At 71.2% G+C, this 22064-nt stretch carries 18 protein-coding genes; 6 read left to right on the top strand and 12 right to left on the bottom strand.

Going from position 1 to position 22064, the window contains the following annotated elements; translation table 11 throughout:
* Positions 1–2202 (bottom strand): DNA helicase II, encoded by a 2202-nt coding sequence (gene uvrD / locus LDO11_RS10545; RefSeq protein WP_232141507.1) that lies wholly within the window; start codon positions 2200–2202, stop codon positions 1–3.
* Positions 2203–2240: 38 nt separating this feature from the next.
* The gene (locus LDO11_RS10540) at positions 2241–5195 is read right to left on the bottom strand and encodes a bifunctional diguanylate cyclase/phosphodiesterase (protein WP_232141506.1); all 2955 of its coding nucleotides are present in this window, start codon (positions 5193–5195) and stop codon (positions 2241–2243) included.
* Positions 5196–5359: 164 nt separating this feature from the next.
* On the opposite strand from LDO11_RS10540, the gene LDO11_RS10535 reads away from it, so the two are divergent.
* From LDO11_RS10535 to LDO11_RS10510, 6 genes are all read left to right on the top strand, one after another.
* Entirely contained in the window at positions 5360–6049 is a 690-nt protein-coding gene (locus LDO11_RS10535; protein WP_232141505.1) for a glutathione binding-like protein, read from the top strand.
* A 56-nt stretch (positions 6050–6105) separates the two neighbouring features.
* Complete coding sequence (locus LDO11_RS10530) at positions 6106–8346, top strand: S9 family peptidase (protein ID WP_232141504.1); 2241 nt, start codon at positions 6106–6108, stop codon at positions 8344–8346.
* A gap of 98 nt (positions 8347–8444) precedes the next feature.
* On the top strand, positions 8445–9647 hold the full coding sequence (locus tag LDO11_RS10525; protein ID WP_255683427.1) for a beta-ketoacyl-[acyl-carrier-protein] synthase family protein: 1203 nt from the start codon (positions 8445–8447) through the stop codon (positions 9645–9647).
* Positions 9648–9702: 55 nt separating this feature from the next.
* On the top strand, positions 9703–10497 hold the full coding sequence (locus LDO11_RS10520) for a beta-ketoacyl synthase chain length factor (RefSeq protein WP_232141503.1): 795 nt from the start codon (positions 9703–9705) through the stop codon (positions 10495–10497).
* The gene (locus LDO11_RS10515; RefSeq protein WP_232141502.1) at positions 10490–11320 is read left to right on the top strand and encodes a glycosyltransferase family 2 protein; all 831 of its coding nucleotides are present in this window, start codon (positions 10490–10492) and stop codon (positions 11318–11320) included. Before LDO11_RS10520 ends, LDO11_RS10515 begins: the two co-directional genes overlap by 8 nt.
* A gap of 2 nt (positions 11321–11322) precedes the next feature.
* Positions 11323–12960, top strand: a complete 1638-nt coding sequence (locus tag LDO11_RS10510; RefSeq protein ID WP_232141501.1) for an NAD(P)/FAD-dependent oxidoreductase — start codon at positions 11323–11325, stop codon at positions 12958–12960.
* 46 nt (positions 12961–13006) lie between these two features.
* On the opposite strand, the gene LDO11_RS10505 is transcribed toward LDO11_RS10510, so the two are convergent.
* The 10 genes from LDO11_RS10505 to LDO11_RS10460 form a co-directional block, all read right to left on the bottom strand.
* Positions 13007–13459: a hypothetical protein gene (locus LDO11_RS10505; protein WP_129136963.1), complete on the bottom strand. Its 453-nt coding sequence runs from the start codon at positions 13457–13459 to the stop codon at positions 13007–13009.
* Between the two features lie 74 nt (positions 13460–13533).
* Positions 13534–14283, bottom strand: coding sequence for a 3-oxoacyl-ACP reductase FabG (fabG, locus tag LDO11_RS10500; RefSeq protein ID WP_232141500.1), 750 nt, complete (start codon positions 14281–14283; stop codon positions 13534–13536).
* 1053 nt (positions 14284–15336) lie between these two features.
* Positions 15337–15762, bottom strand: a complete 426-nt coding sequence (locus LDO11_RS10495; protein WP_232141499.1) for a hotdog family protein — start codon at positions 15760–15762, stop codon at positions 15337–15339.
* Positions 15759–18098, bottom strand: coding sequence for an MMPL family transporter (locus LDO11_RS10490; protein WP_232141498.1), 2340 nt, complete (start codon positions 18096–18098; stop codon positions 15759–15761). The genes LDO11_RS10495 and LDO11_RS10490 overlap by 4 nt, the downstream gene beginning before the upstream one ends.
* On the bottom strand, positions 18095–18760 hold the full coding sequence (locus LDO11_RS10485; RefSeq protein WP_435574633.1) for a LolA-related protein: 666 nt from the start codon (positions 18758–18760) through the stop codon (positions 18095–18097). Before LDO11_RS10485 ends, LDO11_RS10490 begins: the two co-directional genes overlap by 4 nt.
* Positions 18708–19736, bottom strand: coding sequence for a lysophospholipid acyltransferase family protein (locus tag LDO11_RS10480; RefSeq protein WP_232141497.1), 1029 nt, complete (start codon positions 19734–19736; stop codon positions 18708–18710). The genes LDO11_RS10485 and LDO11_RS10480 overlap by 53 nt, the downstream gene beginning before the upstream one ends.
* Positions 19733–20029 carry an ApeI family dehydratase gene (locus tag LDO11_RS10475; RefSeq protein ID WP_232141496.1) on the bottom strand — a complete coding sequence of 99 codons (297 nt, stop codon included), beginning with the start codon at positions 20027–20029 and terminating at the stop codon, positions 19733–19735. The genes LDO11_RS10480 and LDO11_RS10475 overlap by 4 nt, the downstream gene beginning before the upstream one ends.
* An 83-nt stretch (positions 20030–20112) precedes the next feature.
* Positions 20113–20868, bottom strand: a complete 756-nt coding sequence (locus LDO11_RS10470; protein WP_232141495.1) for a lysophospholipid acyltransferase family protein — start codon at positions 20866–20868, stop codon at positions 20113–20115.
* Between the two features lie 60 nt (positions 20869–20928).
* Positions 20929–21612 carry a COG4648 family protein gene (locus tag LDO11_RS10465; RefSeq protein WP_232141494.1) on the bottom strand — a complete coding sequence of 228 codons (684 nt, stop codon included), beginning with the start codon at positions 21610–21612 and terminating at the stop codon, positions 20929–20931.
* A gap of 102 nt (positions 21613–21714) precedes the next feature.
* On the bottom strand, positions 21715–21999 hold the full coding sequence (locus LDO11_RS10460; protein WP_232141493.1) for a phosphopantetheine-binding protein: 285 nt from the start codon (positions 21997–21999) through the stop codon (positions 21715–21717).
* Positions 22000–22064: the final 65 nt, after the last annotated feature.

The raw sequence follows: 22064 nt of genomic DNA, 5'->3' as shown, positions 1-22064 counted from the left end.
TCAGCCCGGCTGCAGGTTGGCGTAGGCCAGCACCAGCCACTTGCTGCCGGCCTCGTCGAAGTTCACCTGCACCCGCGCGTGCGCGCCGTTGCCCTCGATGTCGGTCACCACGCCGCTGCCGAACTTGGCATGGGCGACGTTCTGCCCGAGCCGGAAACTCGGCGCGGCGTCGTCGACGATGGCATGGCCGGCCCGCCGCGGCATCGCGTACGACGGCCGTGGTGCGGGCGTGCGCGGGCGCACCTCGTTCAACAGCTGCGACGGGATCTCGCGCAGGAAGCGCGACGGCAGGCCAAGCATGTCCTGGCCATGCAGCCGGCGTGACTCGGCGTAGCTGAGCACCAGCTTCTGCCGCGCACGGGTGATGCCGACGTAGGCCAGCCTGCGCTCCTCCTCGAGGCGGCCGCTCTCGTCGATCGAGCGCTGGTTCGGGAACAGGCCTTCCTCGACGCCGGCCAGGAACACCAGCGGGAATTCCAGCCCCTTGGCACTGTGCAGCGTCATCAGCTGCACGCCATCCTCGCCGGCCTGCGCCTGGCCCTCGCCGGCTTCCAGCGCGGCATAGGCAAGGAACGCCACCAGCTCGGTGAGCGCCGCGGATTCCTCGTCGTCCCCCGGCACGAAGCGCGACGCCACCGACACCAGCTCGTCGAGGTTGTCGATGCGCGATTCCGAATCCAGGCCGCCGCGGCTTTCCTTGGCCCAGTGCTCGCGCAGCCCGGAACGCGCCAGCATGTGGTCGATCTTCTCCGGCAGCGGCAGGTCGTCCACCTCGCCCGCCAGCGCATCGATCAGCGCATGGAACGCCGCCAGCGCATTGCGCGCGCGCGCGGCCAGCACGCTGTCGTGCTGCGTGCGCAGCGATGCATCCCACAGCGACAGGCCATCGGCGCGTGCGCGCATGCGCACCTCGTCGAGCGTGCGCCCGCCGATGCCGCGCGCCGGCGTGTTGACCGCACGCTCGAACGCGGCGTCGTCGGCGCGGTTGGCGAACAGGCGCATATAGGCCAGCGCGTCCTTGATCTCGGCACGCTCGAAGAAGCGCACGCCGCCATAGACGCGGTAGGGGATCTGTTCGGCGATCAGCTGTTCCTCGATCGCGCGCGACTGCGCATTGCTGCGGTAGAGCACCGCGCAGTCGCCATAGCCGCCGCCGTCGCGCACCCACTGGCGGGCACGCTCGACGATGTAGCGCGCCTCGTCGATCTCGTTGTAGGCGGCATACAGGTCGATCGGATCGCCCTGCCCGCTCTCGGTCCACAGCTGCTTGCCGAGGCGGTCGGGGTTGTGCGCGATCACCGCGTTGGCGGCGTCGAGGATATTGGCCGTCGACCGGTAGTTCTGTTCCAGGCGGATGGTCCGCGCGCTGTCGCCGTCGGCACCGCCGAAGTCGCGCAGGAAACGCTGCACGTTCTCGACCTTGGCGCCGCGCCAGCCGTAGATCGCCTGGTCGTCGTCGCCGACCACGAACACCTGCCCGCTGTCGCCGGCCAGCACGCGCACGAACGCGTACTGGATGGCATTGGTGTCCTGGAACTCGTCGACCAGCAGATGGGTGAAGCGGCGCCGGTAATGGGCGAGGATCGCGGCGTTGTCGCGCAGCAGTTCGTGCGCGCGCAGCAGCAGTTCGGCGAAGTCCACCAGCCCGGCACGGTCGCAGCGCTCCTGGTACAGCGCGTACGCGCGGCGCATGGCGCTGCCCCATTCGTCGCCGGGCTCGTCCTGCAGGTGCTGCGCGCGGCGGCCCTCGTCCTTCTGCGCGTTGATCCACCAGGCGATCTGGCGCGGCGGAAAACGTGCTTCGTCGAGTTCGAGCTGCTGCACCACGCGCTTGACCAGGCGCAGCTGGTCCTCGGAATCGAGGATCTGGAAGCCTTCGGGCAGCTTCGCGTCCTGCCAGTGCAGGCGCAGCAGGCGGTGGGCCAGGCCGTGGAAGGTGCCGATCCACAGGCCGCGCGCGCCGTTGGGCAGCAGCGGCTCGGCGCGGTGGCGCATCTCCGCCGCGGCCTTGTTGGTGAAGGTGACCGCGAAGATGCCGTGCGCGGGCACGCCGTGCACGGCATTGAGCCAGGCGATGCGGTGGGTGAGCACGCGGGTCTTGCCGGAGCCTGCGCCGGCGAGCACGAGGTAATGCCCCGGCGGCGCCGACACGGCCTCGCGCTGGGCCGCGTTGAGGCCGTCGAGCAGGTACGAAACATCCATGCGCGCAGTTTACGCGAGTGCGTCGCAGGGCCCGGGATTCACGCCGACGCGCCCAGCCGCGCGAGCACCTCGTCGAAGGGTGCGGGGCGCGCCAGCAGAAAACCCTGGAACTCGCCGCAGCCGCGCGTGTGCAGCCAGCTGAACTGGGCCTCGGTCTCCACCCCCTCGGCGGTGACCTCCAGCCCGAGGCTGCGCGCCATGCCCAGGATCGCCTCGCTGATCGCCTCGTTGCCGGGATCACTGCCCAGGTCGCGCACGAACGACTGGTCGAGCTTGAGGCGCTGCAGCGGCAGGGCCTTCAGGTAGGCGAGGCTGGAATAGCCGGTGCCGAAATCATCGATCGCAAGCGACGCGCCCAGCGCGCTCAGGTCCTGCATCACGGTGCGGGCATCGGCGGGGCTGTCCAGCAGCACGCTCTCGGTGAGTTCGAGTTCCAGCCGCCCCGGCGGCAGGCCGTAGTCGCTGACGGCCGACGCGACATCGGCGACCAGGCCTTCCTGGAACTGCAGCGCGGAGACGTTCACGCCCATCCGCAGGCGGCCCCAGCCGCGCTCGTCGAGCTGGCACCAGCGGCGCGCGGCCTCGCCCAGCACCCAGCGCCCCAGCGCCAGCACCAGCCCGGATTCCTCGCAGGCCGCCATGAACTCTCCAGGTCCGAGCAGGCCGCGCTCCGGATGCCGCCAGCGCACCAGCGCCTCCATGCCGCAGGGGCGGCGCCCACTGTCGAACTGCAGCTGGAAGGCAAGTTCGAACTCGTCGTGTCGCAGCGCACGGTGCAGGTCCTGGATCAGCTCCAGCCGCTGTCCGGCACGCGGATCGAAGGCGGGCCGGTAGGCGACGCTGCGGTTGCGTCCCAGCCGCTTGGCCTGCGCACCCGCCTGGCTGGCGGTGCGCAGCAGGGTCTGGCCGTCGTCGCCATCGAAGGGGTGGCGGCTGTAGCCGATGCTCGGTGTCACGTGCAGCGAGACACCACGCACGGTGCGCGCCTCCGCCACCGCCGCGCGCAGCGATTCCACCTGCCGCGACAGCTCGGCATCGTCACTGCAGCACAGCAGCACGCCGAACTCGTCGCCGCCCAGGCGCGCGACCAGGCTGCCATCGCCGGCCGCGGCCTCGAGGCGCTGCGCGACCGCCACCAGCAGCTCGTCGCCGACCACGTGGCCGAGGCTGTCGTTGACCAGCTGGAAGCGGTCGAGGTCGAGGAAGCACGCGGCCACCAGCCCGTTACGCCCGGCGATGGCCGCATCGATCGCCCGGATGAGGTGGTCGCGGTTGGACAGGCCGGTCAGCGCGTCGTGGCTGGCGCGGAATGCGCGCTCCTCGGCGTCGCGACGACGCGCGGTGATATCGGTCACCAGGCCGACGTAATGGGTGACCACGCCGCCGGCGTCCGGCACCGGGCCCATGCGCACCTCCAGCCAGCGCGGGTCGTCGGGATCGCGTTGATCGTGGACCTCGGCCGCGGCTTCCTCGCCCCGCCGTATCGCCTCGCGCAATGCCGCGGTGGCGCGGGCGTCGACGACCTCCGGTGCACTGGCGTCGATCTCCAGCCCCTCGCCCGTCACGCCGGTGCCGGTCAGGCGGTTGAAGGCCGCGTTCGCGTACACCAGTCGATCGGCCGCGACATCAAGGACGAACAACCCTTCCTCGCTGGCGGCCACCGCGCGGCGCAGCAGGCGCAGGTCGGCCTCCGCGCGAACCCGGTCGCTCACGTCCAGGGCGATCACCAGCCGCGCAGGCCTGTCCCGGAACGACAGCAGGTCGCTGGCGAAGATGAGGGCGTGGAAGACGCTGCCATCGCGCTTGCGGTGCAGCCAGACACGATGGCCATAGGCGCGCGGATGCGTCTGGATCTCCTCGCGCACGTCCTCGAGCCGGCCCTCGGCCAGCAGCTCGGCGGCGTTGAGGGCGAGGAACTCGTCGTGGCTGTAGCCGTACTTGTGCACGGCCGCCCCGTTGACCTCGAGGATCGCCAGCGTCTCGCGGTCGAACACGCAGGCCGGCAGCGGATGCTGCTCGTACAGGAAGCGGTACTGCGCCTCGACGTCGCGCACCCGCTCGCGCAGGTGCCCCACGGTGTGCTCGGAGGCCTCGATGCTGCGGCGCATGCTCTGTTCGCGGCGCGCGGCGACACCCAGGAAGCGCAGGCCGGCAAGCCACGCCAGCGCCAGGCCGGCGACACCGGCGGCCAGCGCCGCCACGAACGCCCACCAGCCCCCATACAGGGCCCCGGGTGTCATCCCGACGGTGGCCACCAGCGGCAGGCCGTCCACGGTGCGGTAGGCCACCACACGCTGGCGCCCGTCGAGCCGGCTGCGGGCGTCGACGATGCCGCGCGGCGTCGTATCGATCCGGGCGAAGACCGGCGAATGCGTGGCCGACATCCCGGTATGCCGGGTCCCGCTGTCCGACCGCGCCACCAGCACCGCGTCGCGGGTGAGCACGGTGGCGATGCCGTGCTCGCCGACCTCGTGCTCGGACAGCACCTCGTCGAAGAACCGCAGATCCAGCGCGCCCACAAGCCAACGGTCGGCACTGCCGGGGCCGGGCAGGATCCGCATCGCCAGCCCCATCTGCCAGGCACCCGATGCTGCACGTTCGGGCGGCCCGACGTGCAACGTCCACGGCGCCGCGGCGCCATCGGCGAACGGGGGCGGGACGCCGGCGCGCACCTCCAGGCCGTGCACGTCGGGATGGCGGTCATCGAAGGTGAGCAGCGCGTCGCGCAACAGCGCCGGCGCCTGCTGCGGCGCGATGCGCTCGTACAGGCGCAGGTCGGTGCCCATGCCGGTCATGCCGCGGGCCAGGCTGGCGAACGCGTGGCGCAGCTCGCGGGCGTGGCTGTCGGCGAGGGTGAGCACATAGCGTTCGCCGGCATGGCGGCGGACCCGGTAGTCGTTCCATGCCACCGCGCAGGCGACCAGCGCGACCGCGACCAGCAGGGCGCCCCCCAGGCGCCGCGCGCGTGCGCGGCGGCTCCCGGTGTCGCGCACGGGCCTGCGCGCGCTCCTGTTCCTGCCCGGGTCCCGGGCATTCCCTCGTCCATCGGGCCATCCTCGTCGCGCACGCGTCAACCGCGCGTCACCACGCGGCACCACACCACCGCCGCGGGCGCCGTCCTAGACTCGCGGTCCTCTTTGCCACAGCGAGTGCGGACATGATCGACCTCTTCTACTGGCCCACGCCCAACGGCCACAAGATCACCCTGTTCCTGGAGGAGACCGGCCTCGATTACACGTTGCATCCGGTGGATATCGGCCGCGGCGCGCAGTTCGAGGACGCCTTCCTGGCGATCTCGCCCAACAACAAGATGCCGGCGATCATCGACCGCGCCCCGGCCGACGGTGGCGACCGGATCACCGTGTTCGAGTCCGGCGCGATCCTGCAGTACCTGGCCGAAAAGACCGGCCGCTTCCTGCCCACCGACCTGCGCCAGCGCATCGCCACGATCGAATGGCTGACCTGGCAGATGGCCGGGCTGGGCCCGATGACCGGCCAGTACGGACACTTCAACGTCTATGCGCCGGAGAGGATCGACTACGCGATCGAGCGCTACACGCGCGAGGTCGAACGCCTGCTGGGCGTGCTCGACCGCCGCCTCGAGGGCCGCGCGTTCATCGCCGGCGACGACTACACCATCGCCGACATGGCGGCGTACCCGTGGATCAACGTCTACGCCAAGGCGCCGATCGACCTGTCGCCATTCGCCGAGGTGCGGCGCTGGCATGCCTCGATCGCGGAGCGCCCCGCCACGCAGCGCGCGTACGCGCTGGCGAAGCAGGTCAACCCGAATGCGGGCCAGCCGATGAGCGAGGAAGAGAAGAAGGTGCTGTTCGGCAGGCGCTGAGCCGGCCAGCGCGGCCGCAGCCGATACACTGGGGTCCCTGCTCCACCGGATCGCCCATGCGCTCGATGTTCGCCGCCGCCGCCCTGATGCTCGCCATTGCCGCCACCTCGCCTGCCGCCGAGCGCAGGCTCACGCTCGAAGCGATCACCGGCGACGCGCCGCTGTCGGGGCCTACGCTGATGAAGCCGCAGGTCGCGCCCGATGGCTCGCGGGTGACCTTCCTGCGTGGCAAGGACGCCGACCGCAACCGCCTCGACCTCTGGGAGTACCACGTCGACAGTGGCGAGACCCGCATGCTGGTGGATTCGTCGGTGGTGCTGCCGGGCGAGGAGACCCTCAGCGACGAGGAGAAGGCACGCCGCGAGCGCCAGCGCATCGCCGGACTGTCGGGCATCGTCGACTACCAGTGGTCGCCGGATGCGGCGAGCCTGCTGTTCCCGCTCGGCGGCGAGCTGTACCTGTACGACCTGTCGAAGCAGCGCGCGGACGCAGTGCGCCAACTCACCCATGGCGGCGGTTTCGCCACCGACCCGAAACTCTCCCCGCGCGGCGGCTACGTGAGCTTCGTGCGCGCCCGCAACCTGTGGGTGATCGACCTCGCCTCGGGCGCCGAGCGCCAGCTGACTTTCGACGGCAGCGACACCATCGGCAACGGCGTGGCCGAGTTCGTCGCCGACGAGGAGATGGGTCGCCACACCGGCTACTGGTGGGCGCCCGATGATTCCACGATCGCCTACGCACGCATCGACGAATCCCCGGTGCCGGTGCAGAAGCGCCCCGAGGTCTATGCCGACCGCACCGAGATCGTCGAGCAGCGCTATCCGGCCGCCGGCGACGACAACGTGCGCGTGCAGCTGTTCGTGATCGCGCCCGGCGCTGACACGCCGGCTCCACGCGAAATCGATCTCGGCCCCGAACACGACATCTACCTCGCCCGCGTGCAGTGGCGCGATCCGCAGCGGCTGACCTTCCAGCGCCAGTCGCGCGACCAGCAGACGCTTGAACTCATCGAAGTGGAGCTGGCCAACGGCCGCCAGCGCACGCTGCTCACCGAGACTTCCGATACCTGGGTGCCGCTGCACGACAACCTGCACTTCCTGCGTGACGGCCGGTTCGTCTGGGGTTCCGAGCGCAGCGGCTACGAGCATCTCTACCTCGCCTCCGAGGATGGGCGCACGCTGGCGCCGCTGACCTCCGGCGAATGGGTGGTCGACGGCCTGCTGGCGGTCGACGAGGACCGCGGCCTGGCGTGGTTCGCCGGCACCCGCGACGGTGCCACCCAGCGCCATGTCTATTCGGTGCCACTGGCCGGTGGCGAGCCGACCCGGCTCACCCGCCAGCCGGGCATGCACAACGCGAGTTTCGCGCGCAATGCCAGCGTGTTCGTCGACAGCTGGTCCAATACCACCACGCCGCCGCAGATCGACCTGCTGCATGCCGACGGCCGCCATATCGCCACCCTGGTCGACAACGACCTTGCCGACCCGCAGCACCCGTACGCGCCCTATCGCGACGCCCACCTGCCGACCGAATTCGGCACGCTGACCGCCGCCGACGGCGCGACCGAACTGCATTACAGCCTGATCCGCCCGGCGGACTTCGATGCGTCGAAGCAGTATCCGGTGGTGGTGTTCGTCTACGGCGGCCCTGCCGCGCAGACCGTGCTTGAGAGCTGGCCCGGCCGCGCCGATGCGTTCTTCAACCAGTACCTGGCCCAGCAGGGCTATGTGGTGTTCTCGCTCGACAACCGCGGCACGCCGCGACGCGGCAAGGCCTTCGGTGGCGCGCTGTATCGCCGCCAGGGCACGGTGGAGATCGACGACCAGCTCGCCGGCATCGAATGGCTGCGCGAGCAGTCCTGGGTGGATGCCGAACGCATCGCCGTGCACGGCTGGTCGAACGGTGGCTACATGACGCTGATGCTGCTGGCGAAGGCCCCCGACGCCTATGCCTGCGGCATCGCCGGCGCACCGGTGGCGGACTGGGCGCTGTACGACACCCACTACACCGAGCGCTACATGCACCTGCCCAGCGCCAATCCCGCGGGCTACCGCGAGGCCAGCGTGTTCACCCATGCCGGCAACATCCGCCCCGGCGCGCTGCTGCTGGTGCACGGCATGGCCGACGACAACGTGCTGTTCTCCAATTCCACCCAGCTGATGGGCCAGTTGCAGCAGGCCGGCATCCCCTTCGAGCTGATGACCTACCCCGGCGCCAAGCATGGCCTGCGCGGCGCCGATGCGCTGCACCGCTACCGCGTCGGCGAGGCCTTCCTGGGGCGCTGCCTGGCGCCCTGAACCCCGCGCCTGAACCGCGCGGTCGTGAACGGAACGCTTGCGAACCGCTCCGTATACTCCGCCTCCCGTCGAATCCAGCCATGGGCCCTGCCGCGCAGATGCCGTTGTCCACCGCTCCGGCGCCGATCGAGGCGCTCGCCATCCGCGCGTATACCGCCACCACCGCACTCGGCCGCGGCCGCCAGGCCCAGGCCGATGCGCTGTCCGCGCGCCGCGGCGGGCTGCGCCGCAACGACTTCGGCGCCGATCCGCTCGACACCTGGATCGGCCGCGTCGACGGCCTCGAGGATGCCGCGCTGCCGGGCACGCTGGCGGCCTGGGAATGCCGCAACAACCGCCTCGCCTGGCTGGCCCTGCAGCAGGACGGGTTGATGGCGGCGATCGACGCCACGCGCGCGCGCCACGGCCGCGATCGCGTTGCCATCGTCATCGGCACCTCGACCTCCAGCATCGGCGCCACCGAGGAGGCCTATGCACGGGCGCAGGATGGCGACGTGCCGGCCGACCTGCAGCGCCCCGCCGTGCACCAGCCGCATTCGCTCGGGGGCTTCGTGCAGGCGGCGACCGGGCTTGCCGGCCCCTGCATCACCGTGGCCACCGCGTGCTCGTCGAGCGCCAAGGTATTCGCGCAGGCGGCGCGGCTGATCCAAGCCGGTATCGTCGACGCCGCGCTGGTCGGCGGCGTCGACACCCTGTGCGGCAGCGTGCTGTTCGGTTTCAACTCGCTCGGGCTGGTGTCGGCGCAGCCCGCACGTCCGTTCGACCGCGATCGCGACGGGCTCTCGCTGGGCGAGGCCGGCGGCTTCGCGGTGCTCGAGCGCGACGATGGCAGCGCCACGCTGCGCCTGTGCGGCTACGGCGAATCCAGCGACGCCCACCACATGTCCGCGCCGCACCCGGACGGCCTCGGCGCGCGCCTGGCGATGGGCGATGCACTGGCACGCGCGGCGATTGCGCCAGACCAGGTGGGCTACCTCAACCTGCACGGCACCGCGACCCCGGCCAACGATGCGGTCGAGGCGCGCGCGATCGATGCACTGTTCGGCGACGGCCTGCATGCCGGCTCCACCAAGGGCTGGACCGGGCACACGCTGGGCGCGGCCGGCATCGTCGAATCGGTGTTCGCGCTGATTGCGCTGGAGGACGGCCTGCTGCCCGGCACGCTCAACAGCGAATCTCCGGACCAGGCCTGCGGCCCGCAGGTGCGGTTCGACAACGCGCAGCGGCGCATCGATTACGCAATGAACAACTCGTTCGGCTTCGGCGGCAACAACTGCTCGCTGGTGTTCGGGCGCGCATGAAGGATCTTCCCGGATTGATCGACACCGCGATGCAACCCGCCGGCAGGTGCCGGCGATGACCACCCTCCGCGCACGTATCGCCGGCGTCGGCTTCTGGGCCAGCGGCCTGCCGTCGTGGGAGGCCGCGCGCGACTACGTGCACGATGGCCGCCTGCCCGAGGGCGCGCCGCGCCGGCCGTCGCCGGAACTGCTGGCGCCCAACGAGCGCCGTCGTGCGCCGGAATCGGTGGCGGTGGCGCTGGAGGTCGCGCTGGCGGCCACCCGCGCATCCGGCCACGATCCGGCGACGCTCGCATCGATCTTCGCCTCCGGCCATGGCGATTTCGCCATCACCGGCTACATGTGCGAGACCCTGGCCAGCGACCCGCGCGCGATCTCGCCGATCCGCTTCCACAATTCGGTGCACAACGCCGCCGCGGGCTACTGGACCATCGGCGCCGGCTGCACCGCCACCACCACGGCGATCAGCGCCGGCCCGGGGACCTTCGCCCAGGGGTTGCTGGAGGCGCTTGCACAGCTCGCCACCGGTACGCCTGCGGTGCTGCTGGTCGCCTACGACGTCGAATCCAGCGGCCTGCTCGGCACGCTGACGCCGAGCGCCGACCTGCTGGGCGGTGCCCTGGTGCTGACATCCGCGGCGGATGGCAGCGGCGCGCTGCTGCGCGCATCGCCAAGTGCGGCCGGCACCGCGCAGCCTGCGCCCGGTCCACTTGCGCAACGCTTGCACGGCAACGCGATGGCGCCGATGCTGCCCCTGTTCGATGCACTCGCCGCCGGCGCCGGACGGGTGATGCTCGATGCCGGTGCGGCACAGGCCCTGGAGGTTGAATTGGAGGCGATGCATGTCTGATCCGGCGCGCCTGCACCGCGGCAACGTCGCGGTGGTGGTCCCGGCGCTCAACGAGGCACTGCGCATCCGCGAAGTGGTCACCGGCGCGCTGGCCGAGTGCGAGCGGGTGATTGTCGTCGACGACGGCTCCGACGACGGCACCGCCGACCTCATCGCCGACCTGCCGGTCACCGTGCTGCGCCATCCGCAGCGGCGCGGCAAGGGTGCCAGCCTGCGCGATGGTTTCGCCGAGGCGCTGCGCCAGGGCGCGCGCGCGGTGTTGACCATGGATGGCGACGGCCAGCATTCGGCTGCCGACATCCCGCGCATGATCGCCTCCGCCAACCGCCATCCGGACGCCATCGTCGTCGGTGCGCGCCTGCGCAAGCGCAGCTGCCAGCCCTGGTATCGCCGCCTGGGCAACGACTTCGGCGACTGGGGCATCGCCATCGGCTGCGGCTACCGGCTGGTCGATTCGCAGAGCGGCCAGCGCCTGTACCCGGCCGCGGTGTGCGCACTGCGCGACGTGCCCGGCGAGGGCTTCGTGTTCGAGGCGCAGATGCTGATCTCCGCCGCGCAGGAACTGGGCATGCGCGTGGTCGCCCTGCCGGTGGAAACCCGCTATGCCGTGGCCGGCTCGGGCGTGGTGTTCCGCAAGAGCCATTTCCGGTTGTGGCGAGATCTGTACTCGATCACCTCGCACGTGGTCGTGCAGGTGCTCCGCCAGGGCCAGCTGCTGCGCCGCTACCGCACCACGCGCGCCAACCCGCCGCTGATCGACGATTCCGACACCCTGCCCGACGCCGCGCCGCTGGCCGCAGGGCAGCCCACCCATACCGGATGAGCATGGACGTGACCGCCTCCACCGATGTGCTGGTGCTGGGAGGCGGCCTTGCCGGGCTCACCGTTGCACTGCAGCTGCGCCAGCAGCACCCCGACCTCGCCATCACCGTGGTCGAACGGCGCGCGCACCCGCTGCGCGAGGCCGCACACAAGGTCGGCGAATCGACGGTGGAGATCGGCGCGCACTATCTCGCCGACGTGCTGGGCCTGCGCGACCATCTCGACGAGGCGCAGATCCGCAAGTTCGGTTTCCGCTTCTTCTTTTCCGACGGCCGCAGCGACATCGACCGCTGCACCGAACTGGGCGTCAGCCAGCTGCTGCCGACGCCGTCGTGGCAGATCGACCGCGGCCGCTTCGAGAATTTCCTCGGCGAACGCGCGCGGGCAGCGGGCATCGACTTCCTCGACGGCGCGGTCGTACGCGCACTCGACATGGGCACGGACGGCGCACGCCATGCGATCACCGTCGACCATGCCGGAACCACCCGCTGCTTCGATGCGCGCTGGGTGGTGGATGCCAGCGGCCGCGCCGGGTTGCTCAAGCGCAGGTTCGGCCTCGCGCGTGCGAATGCGCATAACGCCAATGCGGTGTGGTGGCGCGTGGATGGCGTGGTCGACCCCAACGACTGGTCCGACGACCCGGCCTGGCTGGCACGCTGCACGCCGCCCGACCGCTGGCGCTCGACCAACCATATGTGCGGGCCGGGCTACTGGTTCTGGCTGATCCCGCTGGCCTCGGGCGCGCATTCGCTGGGCATCGTCTGCGACGCCGACATGCACCCGCTCGAGACCATGAACACGCATGCGAAGGCGATGGACTGGCTGCGCGAGCACCAGCCGCGCGTGGCGGCGTCGCTCGAACGCGAACAGCACACGCTGCAGGACTTCCTGTTCCTGCGGCATTTCTCCTACGACTGCACCCGGGTGTTCAGCGCCGACCGCTGGGCGATCACCGGCGAGGCCGGGCTGTTCCTGGATCCGTTCTATTCCCCCGGCAGCGACTTCATCGCGATCGCCAATACCTACATCTGCGACCTGGTCGCCCGGGACCTCCGCGGCGAGCCGTTCGCGGCGTACGCCGAGATCTACCAGCAGATGTATTTCTCGTTCTACGCCAACACGCTGACCCTCTACCAGGACCAGTACGCGCTGTTCGGCGATGCGCAGGTGATGCCGGTCAAGGTGATCTGGGATTACACCTATTACTGGTCGCTGCTGGCGCCGCTGTTCTTCGCCGGGCGCCTGACCGACATGCGCACGATCGGCCGCCTGCGGCCGGTGTTCACCCGCGCCTCGGCGCTGAACCTGGCGATGCAGCCCCTGCTGCGGGCGTGGGGCGAATGCAACGCGGCCCTGGACGAACCGCCGTCGCGGCTGCTCGACCAGGCGCGGATCGACTGGTTCCACGCATTGAATGGGGCGCTCGGCGAGTCGTCCACGCTCGACGACGATGCGTTCGTGGCGACCATGGAAGCCAATGTCGAACGCATGCGCGTGCTGGCCGCCGAAATCCTCGGCCGCGCACGCGAGACGCATGCGGACATCGATGCCGGCGAACTGGGAGCCCTGGTGGCCGGTGCCGGTGGCCCGGCACTGCTGGCGCCGCACTGGTACGGCGCGGCTGCGACCGCCGACGCCTGACGACCCGCGCGGAGATCGCGCGGGCCCGTCCTATCGCCGCCGTGCGTCAGTTGCCCTGTGCCGCCGGCGGATTGGCGACCCAGATCGCGATGCCGCTGCCGTACTGCTGGCTGGGGCTGATGTTCACGCCGACGCCGGCGCTGCTGAAGCTGCTGCCGCCGAAGCGGCCTCCACCGGCACCGACACTGACGCCACCACCGCCGGGGCCCTCATCGGCGACACCCTGCAGCAGCACGCCGTTGGCGCCGAGTTTCGCCGCCTCCTCGCGCAGCCTGCGCAGCACCGAATCGGTCTTGTTCTGCGCGCCATAGGTGAACGCACCCGACTGCGTGCGCAGGACCGCGATCTCCTCGTAGGCGCCCGGCGGCGGGCCGTGGTAGATGCGTACCTGCGCGGGGTCGATCGGCGCGCGCGGGGTGCCGGTGAGGATGTGGGAAGACGCGCAGGCCGCGAGCAGCGACACCGCGGCAAGCAGCAGGAGGGTACGCATCGCACGCATGGCGGCAGTCCTCGTTGGGTTGCGGCGAGCATGCGCCGCAACTGCTGAATTCCGCGTGGAGGTCGCGCCGCCGGTCAGCCCATGCCGCCGTTGATGCCGATCACCTGGCCGTTGATGTAGCCCGCTTCGTCGCGGCACAGGAACGCCACCAGCGCTGCAACCTCATCCGGCTGGCCGGCGCGTGCGGCAGGGACCAGCTGGCGGATCGTCGCGGGGTCGAAGCTGTCTTCGGCCATCGCCCCGGCGATCACCCCCGGCGCGACCACGTTGACGGTGATGCCGCGGCTGGCCATCTCGCGCGCCAGCGAGCGGGTGGCGCCATGCAGGCCGGCCTTGGCCGCGGCGTAGTTGGCCTGCCCGCGATTACCGAGCACCGCGGCCACGCTGGAGACACTGACCACGCGCCCCCAGCGGGTGCGCGCCATCGGCAGCAGCACAGGCTGGGTGACGTGGAAGAAGCCGTGCAGGGACACGTCGACCACCCGCTTCCACTGCGCGTCGCTCATCCCCGCCATCGGCGCGTCGTCGTGGATGCCGGCGTTGTTGACGACGACCTGGATGGGGCCATCTTCCAGCAGTGCTTCGAGGGCAGCGCGGGTGGCGTCGCCATCGGCGACGTCGAAGGCGATCGCCTGCGCGCTTCCACCAGCCTCGGCGATGGTCGCCACCACGGCTTCGGCGCGGGCGATGTTGGCGTTGGCCTGCACGATCACGTGCAGGCCATCAGCGGCCAGGCGCCGGCAGATCGCGCCACCGATATCGCCGCTGCCGCCGGTCACCAGCGCCCGTCGCGGGCTGTTGTTCCTGGGAGTCGCGTTCGTCATGGGCGCATTATCCATGGCTGTGCCGATGCTTCGCCGCAATATGCGGACTTGCGGCGGCACGGCGACGGCCGGAGCGCGCCGGCCCTTGGACCGATGCGTCGCAATGCGTAGGCAGGTCGCGGAAGAAAAAAGAAGGTTCTTCTACCGATTGAAAAGAGTTACATCCGAGCGCGGAGCCTCGCGCCCGGAAGCCGGAAGCTGGAAGCCCGGAGCCGAACCAGAGCCCAGGGCCGGGGCCGGAGCCGGAGCCGGAGCCGGAGCCGGAGCCGGAGCCGGAGCAGGAGCATGCGCCGGGTGGGGGCGCGGGCGGCCCACCGCGGCCACAGGGGGATGCCCAGCCGGATATCTCCGCGTCCTGCTACCACATCCGGCCGCCGGCCATCCATGGCCGGCTCTGGACATCCCCCTGCGTCCGCGGCGGGCCCGAACCGTCGGCGGGTCCGGAAGGTCAACGGCTGAGGACGTAGGCCGTCCTGATAGTCGACGACTTCCCGGTTGCCACCGCTGTTGACCTCGAAGCCGGAACTGCCGAACGCACGCGCATGTCAGCGACAGGCGACGCCGGCACGACCGCCGTTGCTTTTTGTGCCGGAGCCGACGCATACCCGGGCCCGTCGCGTGCACCGGGGGGGTGTGCTCCCAGCCGGCCATGGATGGCCGGCGGCCGGCCGTGGTAGCTGGACGCGGACTCCGGCCGGGGGAGCACACCCCCCTGTGCGCGCGACGGGCAGCGCGAAGCCAAACGAAGCACCTCACCGCCCCCCGGCACTCGACACTCGGCACTCGGCACTCGGCACTCGGCACTCCGATTTTTTTGCTCCGCCCGCGACGTGGAGAAGAGGGAGGACAACGCCCCCGTGTGCACGATGGGCGGCACGCAGGAAGGTGGTTCACCCGTACGCCCCCCCCCCCGAGTCGGGAAATGAACCCACAGAGGCGGAGGCGGAAGCGTGCCGGGCCTTGGCCGGGGCGCCACCTCGCCCACGATCTGTTCCTCGGGGGTGACGCCCATCGGAGGCCTGCGGCCGTGACGCTCCTACCCACGCCCGGGATTCAACCCAGCATCACCGCCGCGCGCCCTTCGGCCAGGAGCTGCCCGCCGTGGAGGATGCGGAACGCGTACTGCTGGCTGTCGGTACCTTCGGCCACCGCTTCGGCTTCGCCGATGAGGTCGCCCTCGAGCGCGTCCACATACGCCACGTGCAGCCTGATCCCGCGCAACGCCACCAGCATCCCGGGACGCACCGGCAGGCCCACCGCGCGTCCACGCAGACCACCGTGTACCGCCATGGCCTGTGCCCCGTATTCGCACAGGTGCACCGCGCGCAGTCCCTGCGCGCCGCGCAGCGGATGGGAAGGATCACGATGCGTGGCGGTGGCGAGCCGGATGCGGGTGTCGTCCCAGTCGAGCACCCGGTCCCACAGGCACATCGCACCCTGGTGCGGCACCAGGCCCAGCAGCGTGTCGCGACCGATCATGCGGAAGCCGCCGTCCGCGCCGGCCCCGCGTGCCCGGCCAGCAGCAGCGCGAACACGAAGTTCCCGACCACGCCCAGCGTCACCGTCATTCCGATCGCGCGCAGCACCGGGATCGACGACAGCGCCAGCAGGCCGAACACCAGCACGGTCATCGACGAACACACGATGATGGCGTGCAGCGTGCGCAGGTGCTCGTCGCGGTCGCCGGATGCACGCTCGAAGAACAGCGCGTAGTCGAGCCCCAGCCCCGCCGCCAGCACCAGCGACACCAGGTGGAACAGGGTGAGCTCGATCCCGGCCGCACGCAGCACGGCCAGCGTCAGCAGCAGGGTCAGGCCCATCGGCAGCAGCACCCGCGACACCCGCCGCGGGCTGCGCAGCGACAGCCATACCGTTGCTGCCAGCAGCAGCGCGGCCAGGGCCAGCGACAGCAGCACGCCGCCACGCCAGGCCGAGACCAGCGATTCGGAGGTCGTCTTCAGGTCGAGCAGCTCCGCGCCCTGCGCGCGTGCCACCTCGGCCACGCGCTGCGGATCGGCAAGGCCGCCCAGCGAGACCAGCGCGGTGGCACCGTCGCCGCCCGACAGCAGCAGGCCCGAGACCGCCGCATCCAGCGGCGTGCCGGCGAGATCCGCCGCGGTCAACGGTGCGGCCGTGCGTGCGGTCTCCACGTCCGCCAGGAACGGCGCGAACACATCGGCGCGGAACGGGCTGTCGACGAGGGCGGCATCCAGTGCGGCGCGCAGCGCGTCGGGTGTCGGCAGGCCGGCCTGGCGGGCGCGCTGCACTTCCACCGTCGGCAGGTAGCGCGCGGCGAGTTCGTAGCTGCCGAGCGCACCTTCGTCGACCAGTGCGTCCAGTGCCGGCAGCAGCCTGGCCGACGCCGCCAGCACCGCCTGCTCGTCGGCACCGTGGGTCACCATCAGGTAACGCACGTCGGGTGCGCCGAGCGCCTCGCGCAGGCGCATGTCGTCGCGCATGCCCTGCTCGGGCACCGGCGTCAGCTTCGACAGGTCGTTTTCCCAGAACGGCGCCGGTGCCAGCGCCACGACCGCAAGTGCAAGCACCGCGACGACCGACAGCATCACCGGGCGCGGCCGCGGCAGGCGATCGAAGGCGCGTGCGCAGGCCCCCACCCAGCGCGCCTGGCCAACGTCGTCCGCGCGCGGTGCCAGCAGCGGCGGCAACAGGAAACGCGTGGCCAGCGCGGCCGCCAGCAGCCCGACGATGGTGAACACCGCGAGCTGGCGCAGGCCGTCCACGCCGGCCACGAAGAAGGTGAGATAGGCGATGCAGGTCGACACCACGCCGGTCAGCAGCGTCGGCCACAGCGCCCGCGCGCTGGTGGCAGGCGCATGCCGCCCGTAGAGGTGGCTGAAGAGATGCACCGGGTAGTCCTGCGCCACCCCGATCAGGGTGAAGCCGAACGCCAGGGTGATGCCGTGGATGCCGTCGAACAGCGTGGCCACCGCGGCGAAGCCGGCGAGACCGGCGGTGGCGAGCGGCAGCACGCCCAGCAGCAGCAGGCGCGCGCTGCGGTAGGCGAACACGAACAGCAGCACCAGGCCCAGGGTGCCGATCGCGCCGATCGTTGCCGCCTCCTTGGCGGTGCGGTTGCCGATCTCCACCGAGAACGCGCCCGGACCCGTGAGGGTCAGCCGGCTGCCGCTGTCGCCGGTGGCATCGGCAAACGCCGCTTCGATCGTGGCGATGATCTGTGCCTGTGCCGTGGGGTCGAACCCTGCGGCATGGGTGCGCACCACCAGCAGCGCCTCGGCGCCGTCGGCATCGAACCACACACCGTGCAGGCGCTGCGGCGCGGTGGCCGGCTCCCAGCGTTCGGCCAGGTGCAGGATCTCCAGCGTCGGGTCGGATGGCAGCAACGGCTCCACCAGTGCACCGGCCGGCGAGCCCAGATCCTGCAGGCGCGCCTCCAGCGCCTCGCGCAACGTGTCGGCAGCGAGCGGGACGTCGTCGAAGCGCTCGCTGAGCAGGTAGCGGTAGGGCAACAGCTGTGGCGGGATCATGCCCAGGTCGGACTCGGCACCATTGGCGACGAACTCGATCAGCGGCTCCGTGGCCAGCGACTCGCGCAGCGATTCCGACTGCGCGGCAAGCTCTTCGGCATCGGCGCCCGACAGCCCGACCAGCAGCAGCCGCGAGCCGGGGCCGTCACCGAGCTCATCGATCAGCAGGCGTTCGGCCGCGGTCTCCGGCGCCGGCAGGAAGGCGCGCAGATCACCGGAAATTTCCAGCCGCTGCGCCGACCACAGGCCAAGCGCCACCAGCAGCGCCGCCCACAGCAGCGCCAGCATCCACTGCGTCAGCGGCTTCATCCGCTGCGGCCGCCACCCGGGCTGCCCGTGGCAGCCGTCGCATCGCCATGGCACAGCGCGACCAGGGCCGCGCCGTCATGTGCCGGCGTCGCTGCGCGCGCGGCGGTGGCCAGCAGGGTGCGCTGGATCTCGCCATCGACGGGACGCGTTTCGATGCAGCGCAGCTCGGCGCCGCGACCATACAGCGCGACCTCGCGCACACGGGCGGCAAGCGCGGCATCACGCGGCGTCATCGTCAGGATCCAGCGCTCGCGCACGCCCTGGCTGCGCACGGTGTAGTGGCGCTCGAGGGCGGCACGGTCGCCGCCCAGCAGCGCGCCGAAGCTCGCCTGCAGTGCCGCGAGTTCGGGCGCACGGGTCAGCTTGAAACGGCGTGGCGAGCGGCCCTCGCGGGCAATGGTGGCCTGGTCGCCGCGGATCGTGGTGGTCTCGCGGTACGGCGACTGCACCTCGCGCACGAGCGTGGCGTCGTCGGGGCGCTGGTACTCGCCGCTCACGCGCAGCGGCGCCTTGAGCATCGGTGAATCGCGCACTTCCAGGAACGAGGTGCTCACCGGTGCGGGCCGGGCAATGCGTTCGAGGATCCAGCCGGCCTCGATCGTCGGGCGTTCAGTCGCCGGCTGTGCCAGGACCGAGCACGGCAGCAGCGCGCACAGCGCGATCGCCGCCCACGCCGCCCTGCGGCGGATCGACGGCGCGCGCGGTGCCCGCTTCGTTGGCGGAAGGATCGACGCCATCATCACCACGCTCCCAGAAATCGTAGAAGTTGAACCAGTTGTAGGGCGCATCGCGCACGCGATCTTCCAGCCGCGCCGCATAACGCGCGATGAGCGCCGGCAGCGCGGCCGCGCGCTCGCGACGCGCCACCTGGATGCCGTCGCTGAAGGGCTCGAACAGCAGATCGTAGCGGTTGCCGCCGCGGTACAGACCGAACGCCAGCACCACCGGGATCTTCAGCACCGAGGCGATCAGCCACGGTGCCACCGGGAAGCGCGCCGGCGCACCGAGGAAGGGCACGCTCACCGACGGCTCGCCGGGCTGGGTGCGATCGACCAGCAGCGCGATCATCGCGCCCTGCGCTGCCGCCTCCTGGATCGCCAGCATGATCGCCGGGCCGTCCTGGCCGGCATCGATCACGGTGGCGGCGATCTCCGGATTGATCTGTTCCAGCAGCGCAGTGACGCTGACGCTGTGGGCGCGGTCGAGCACCACCCGGATCGGCACGTCGGGACGCTGCCGCGACAGCACGCGCAGCACCTCGAAGCTGCCCAGGTGGGAGCCGAACAGCAGCACCCCGCGGCCGCACTCGAGGTGCCGGTGCAGTTCGTCGAGGCCATGGGTGCGCACGTCGAAGCGGCGCATGTCCTCGCCGAGCAGGAACAGGCGGTCCAGGACCGTCTGCGAAAAGGTGTGGATGTGCCGGAACACCTCGCCGGCGGTGGCAGGGCGACCGTGCACGCGCGACAGGTAATCGCGCGAGTCACGACGTTCTTCGGGTCGCCGCCACATGAAGTACAGGGTCGACGGGTAGAGCACCGCGCGCGCCAGCGCCCGCCCGCCATAGCGGCCGATCGCGCAGATCGCGGCGATCGCCCAGCCGGCGCCGGCCTCGCGGCGCCACTTCCACTGCGCGCTCACGCCGGGCCCGCCGCGTCGTCGACGACTTCGCCGGACGCCAGCAGCGTCGCGTCACGGGTGACCCGGAAGCGCCAGCGGCCGGGCGCGGGAGTCTCGAGCGAGACTTCCGCACATTGCCCCGGCAGCAAGGGCTGCAGGAATTTCACCTGCGGCAGGCGCAGCGCACCGGCGCGACCGCCGGCCGCCTCGACGGCGTCGAGCACCCGTTCGAGCAGCAGCACGCCCGGCACCACGGGGTTGCCGGGGAAGTGGCCGGGAAGGCTGGGATGGTCGTGCGCGATCTCGAACTGCATGGCGTTCCGGCGCGCCCCCCTGGCGCGACTGGTGAAAAGCGGCCAGAGGATACCGGATCGGTAACGGGCGACCGCGGCGCTGTTCAGCTGCGATGCTGCAGCAACGCCAGCACCTGCGCGCGCGCTTCCTGCGCCAGCGCCTGGCGGTCGCGCCCCGCGACCGCGATCGGGGTACCGATGCGCACGCGGATGGTGCCGGGGCGCACGCGGAAAAAGCCGCCTGGCGGCAGCACCGCGCCGGTGCCCTCCAGCGCTACCGGCAGCACGTCGGCACCGGCGGCAAGCGCCGCCTGGAAGGCGCCCGGCTTGAACTCGGCGACCGTACGGTCGTGGCTGCGGGTGCCTTCGGGAAAGATGCACAGGATCGCGCCGCTGCGGACCAGGTCCGCCGAGCGACGCAGGCTGGCGGTGGCGGCACGGCGGTTGTCGCGGGGGATGAACACCATGCCCATCGCGCGTGCATACCAGCCCACGAATGGCACGCGGGCCATCTCCTGCTTGAGCAGGAAATGCAGCGGCACCGGAACCGCGCGGAACAGCGCGCAGATGTCGATCACCGACTGGTGGTTGGCCACGAGTACATAGGGACGCGACCAGTCCACGCCGTCGACGCCCTCGACCTCGCAGCGCGCGCCGGCGCCCCAGAACAGCCCGGGCGCCCAGCAACGGGACGCCATGCGCAGCGGCAGCCGGCGGCGACCGCCGGTGACCGCCCACAGCAGCAGCGCGATCGTGATCAGCCCCGCCGTCCACGCCAGGGTGAAACCGAACTGCACCGCGTTCGCCGCCGCCCACGCCAGACGCTGCATGCGTGCGGGCCCGAATTCGATGGAGTCCATTCGCTGATTCACGCGCGCAGCATACCGTGGGTGGGTGGGCATCGTCGCCGCGCGGCGCCGTCAGCGCAGCAGGTCGCGCCAGAATGCCGGCCCGAGGCCGCCCATCCGCCGCAGGAAATCCGCGAAGCTCGCGTAGCGGTTCGGGAAGCGCCGCTTGCGCCAGGCGTATTCACCGATGAACGCGCCACCGACGATGCCGTAATTGAACAGGTTGGCGAACCACGACCACTGCGTGCGGGTGATCGACACCGGCGGCGTGACGCCCAGCGAGGCGAGCAGGCCGTCGGGCGTGGCGATGGCGGCAAGCACCAGGTTGACCAGCGCCAGCGTCACCAGCAATGCCGCCCAGAAGGCGGTGAGCGCCCGGGTGTAGGCGATGAGTTCCGGCGCCAGCGGCGCGTCCGGCCCGCCTTCCAGCGCCAGCACGATGCGGCTGATCAGCGGCGTGCGGCCACGCCGGAGCGTGCGCCCGAACACCCAGGCGATCAGCAGGATGAAGGCCACCGGCACCAGCAGCAGCGGCACCCCGGCGTGCCCGGCCGCGTACAGCCACCACGCCGCGGCCACCAGCAACGGCAGTGCCAGCCATGCCCACGCGCGGCGTGCAGCGATCGGTGCGGCCAGCAGCATCGCCACCAGCGCCAGCAGCGCGGCCAGCGACAGCACGTCGTTGCGCCACGCCGCGGCAAGGTGCGCGAGCACACCGTAGGCCAGTGCCAGCGCGATCTCGATGATCAGCAGCATGCGGCGGCGCCGTGTGGCGTCATGGGCGCGGAGCGCGCGGGCATGGGTTCAGGGGGCCTGGCAACACGGCGCGGCACGCGCCGGCAGCCGGAACGCCCGGCGTCAGGCGGCGCGATTGGCTTCGATATGCGCCGACAGCGCGCGCAGCGAAGCGAAGATGCGGCGGTTGTCGTCGTTGTCGGAGCGCAGCTGGAAGCCGTAGCGCTTGCTGATGGCGAGCGCGAGTTCCAGGGCATCGATCGAATCCAGGCCGAGGCCTGCATTGAACAGCGGCGCCTCGGGGTCGATGTCGGCTGCGGCCACGTCCTCGAGGTTGAGCGCCTCGACCAGGAGTTCGGCGAGTTCCTGCTCTGCGGGGGTCTGGGCGGCGGAGGTCTGGCTGGACATGCGGATTCCCGTGACTGGACTGGAGGCGGCGGAGCGTTTGCCGCGCCGCGCTATGATGCGCGCCC

This window comes from Alterluteimonas muca (assembly GCF_021191595.1).
Taxonomy (GTDB): domain Bacteria; phylum Pseudomonadota; class Gammaproteobacteria; order Xanthomonadales; family Xanthomonadaceae; genus Luteimonas; species Luteimonas muca.
Note: the sequence above shows the minus strand (reverse complement) of the source record. Positions and strands in the feature narration are given on the sequence as shown.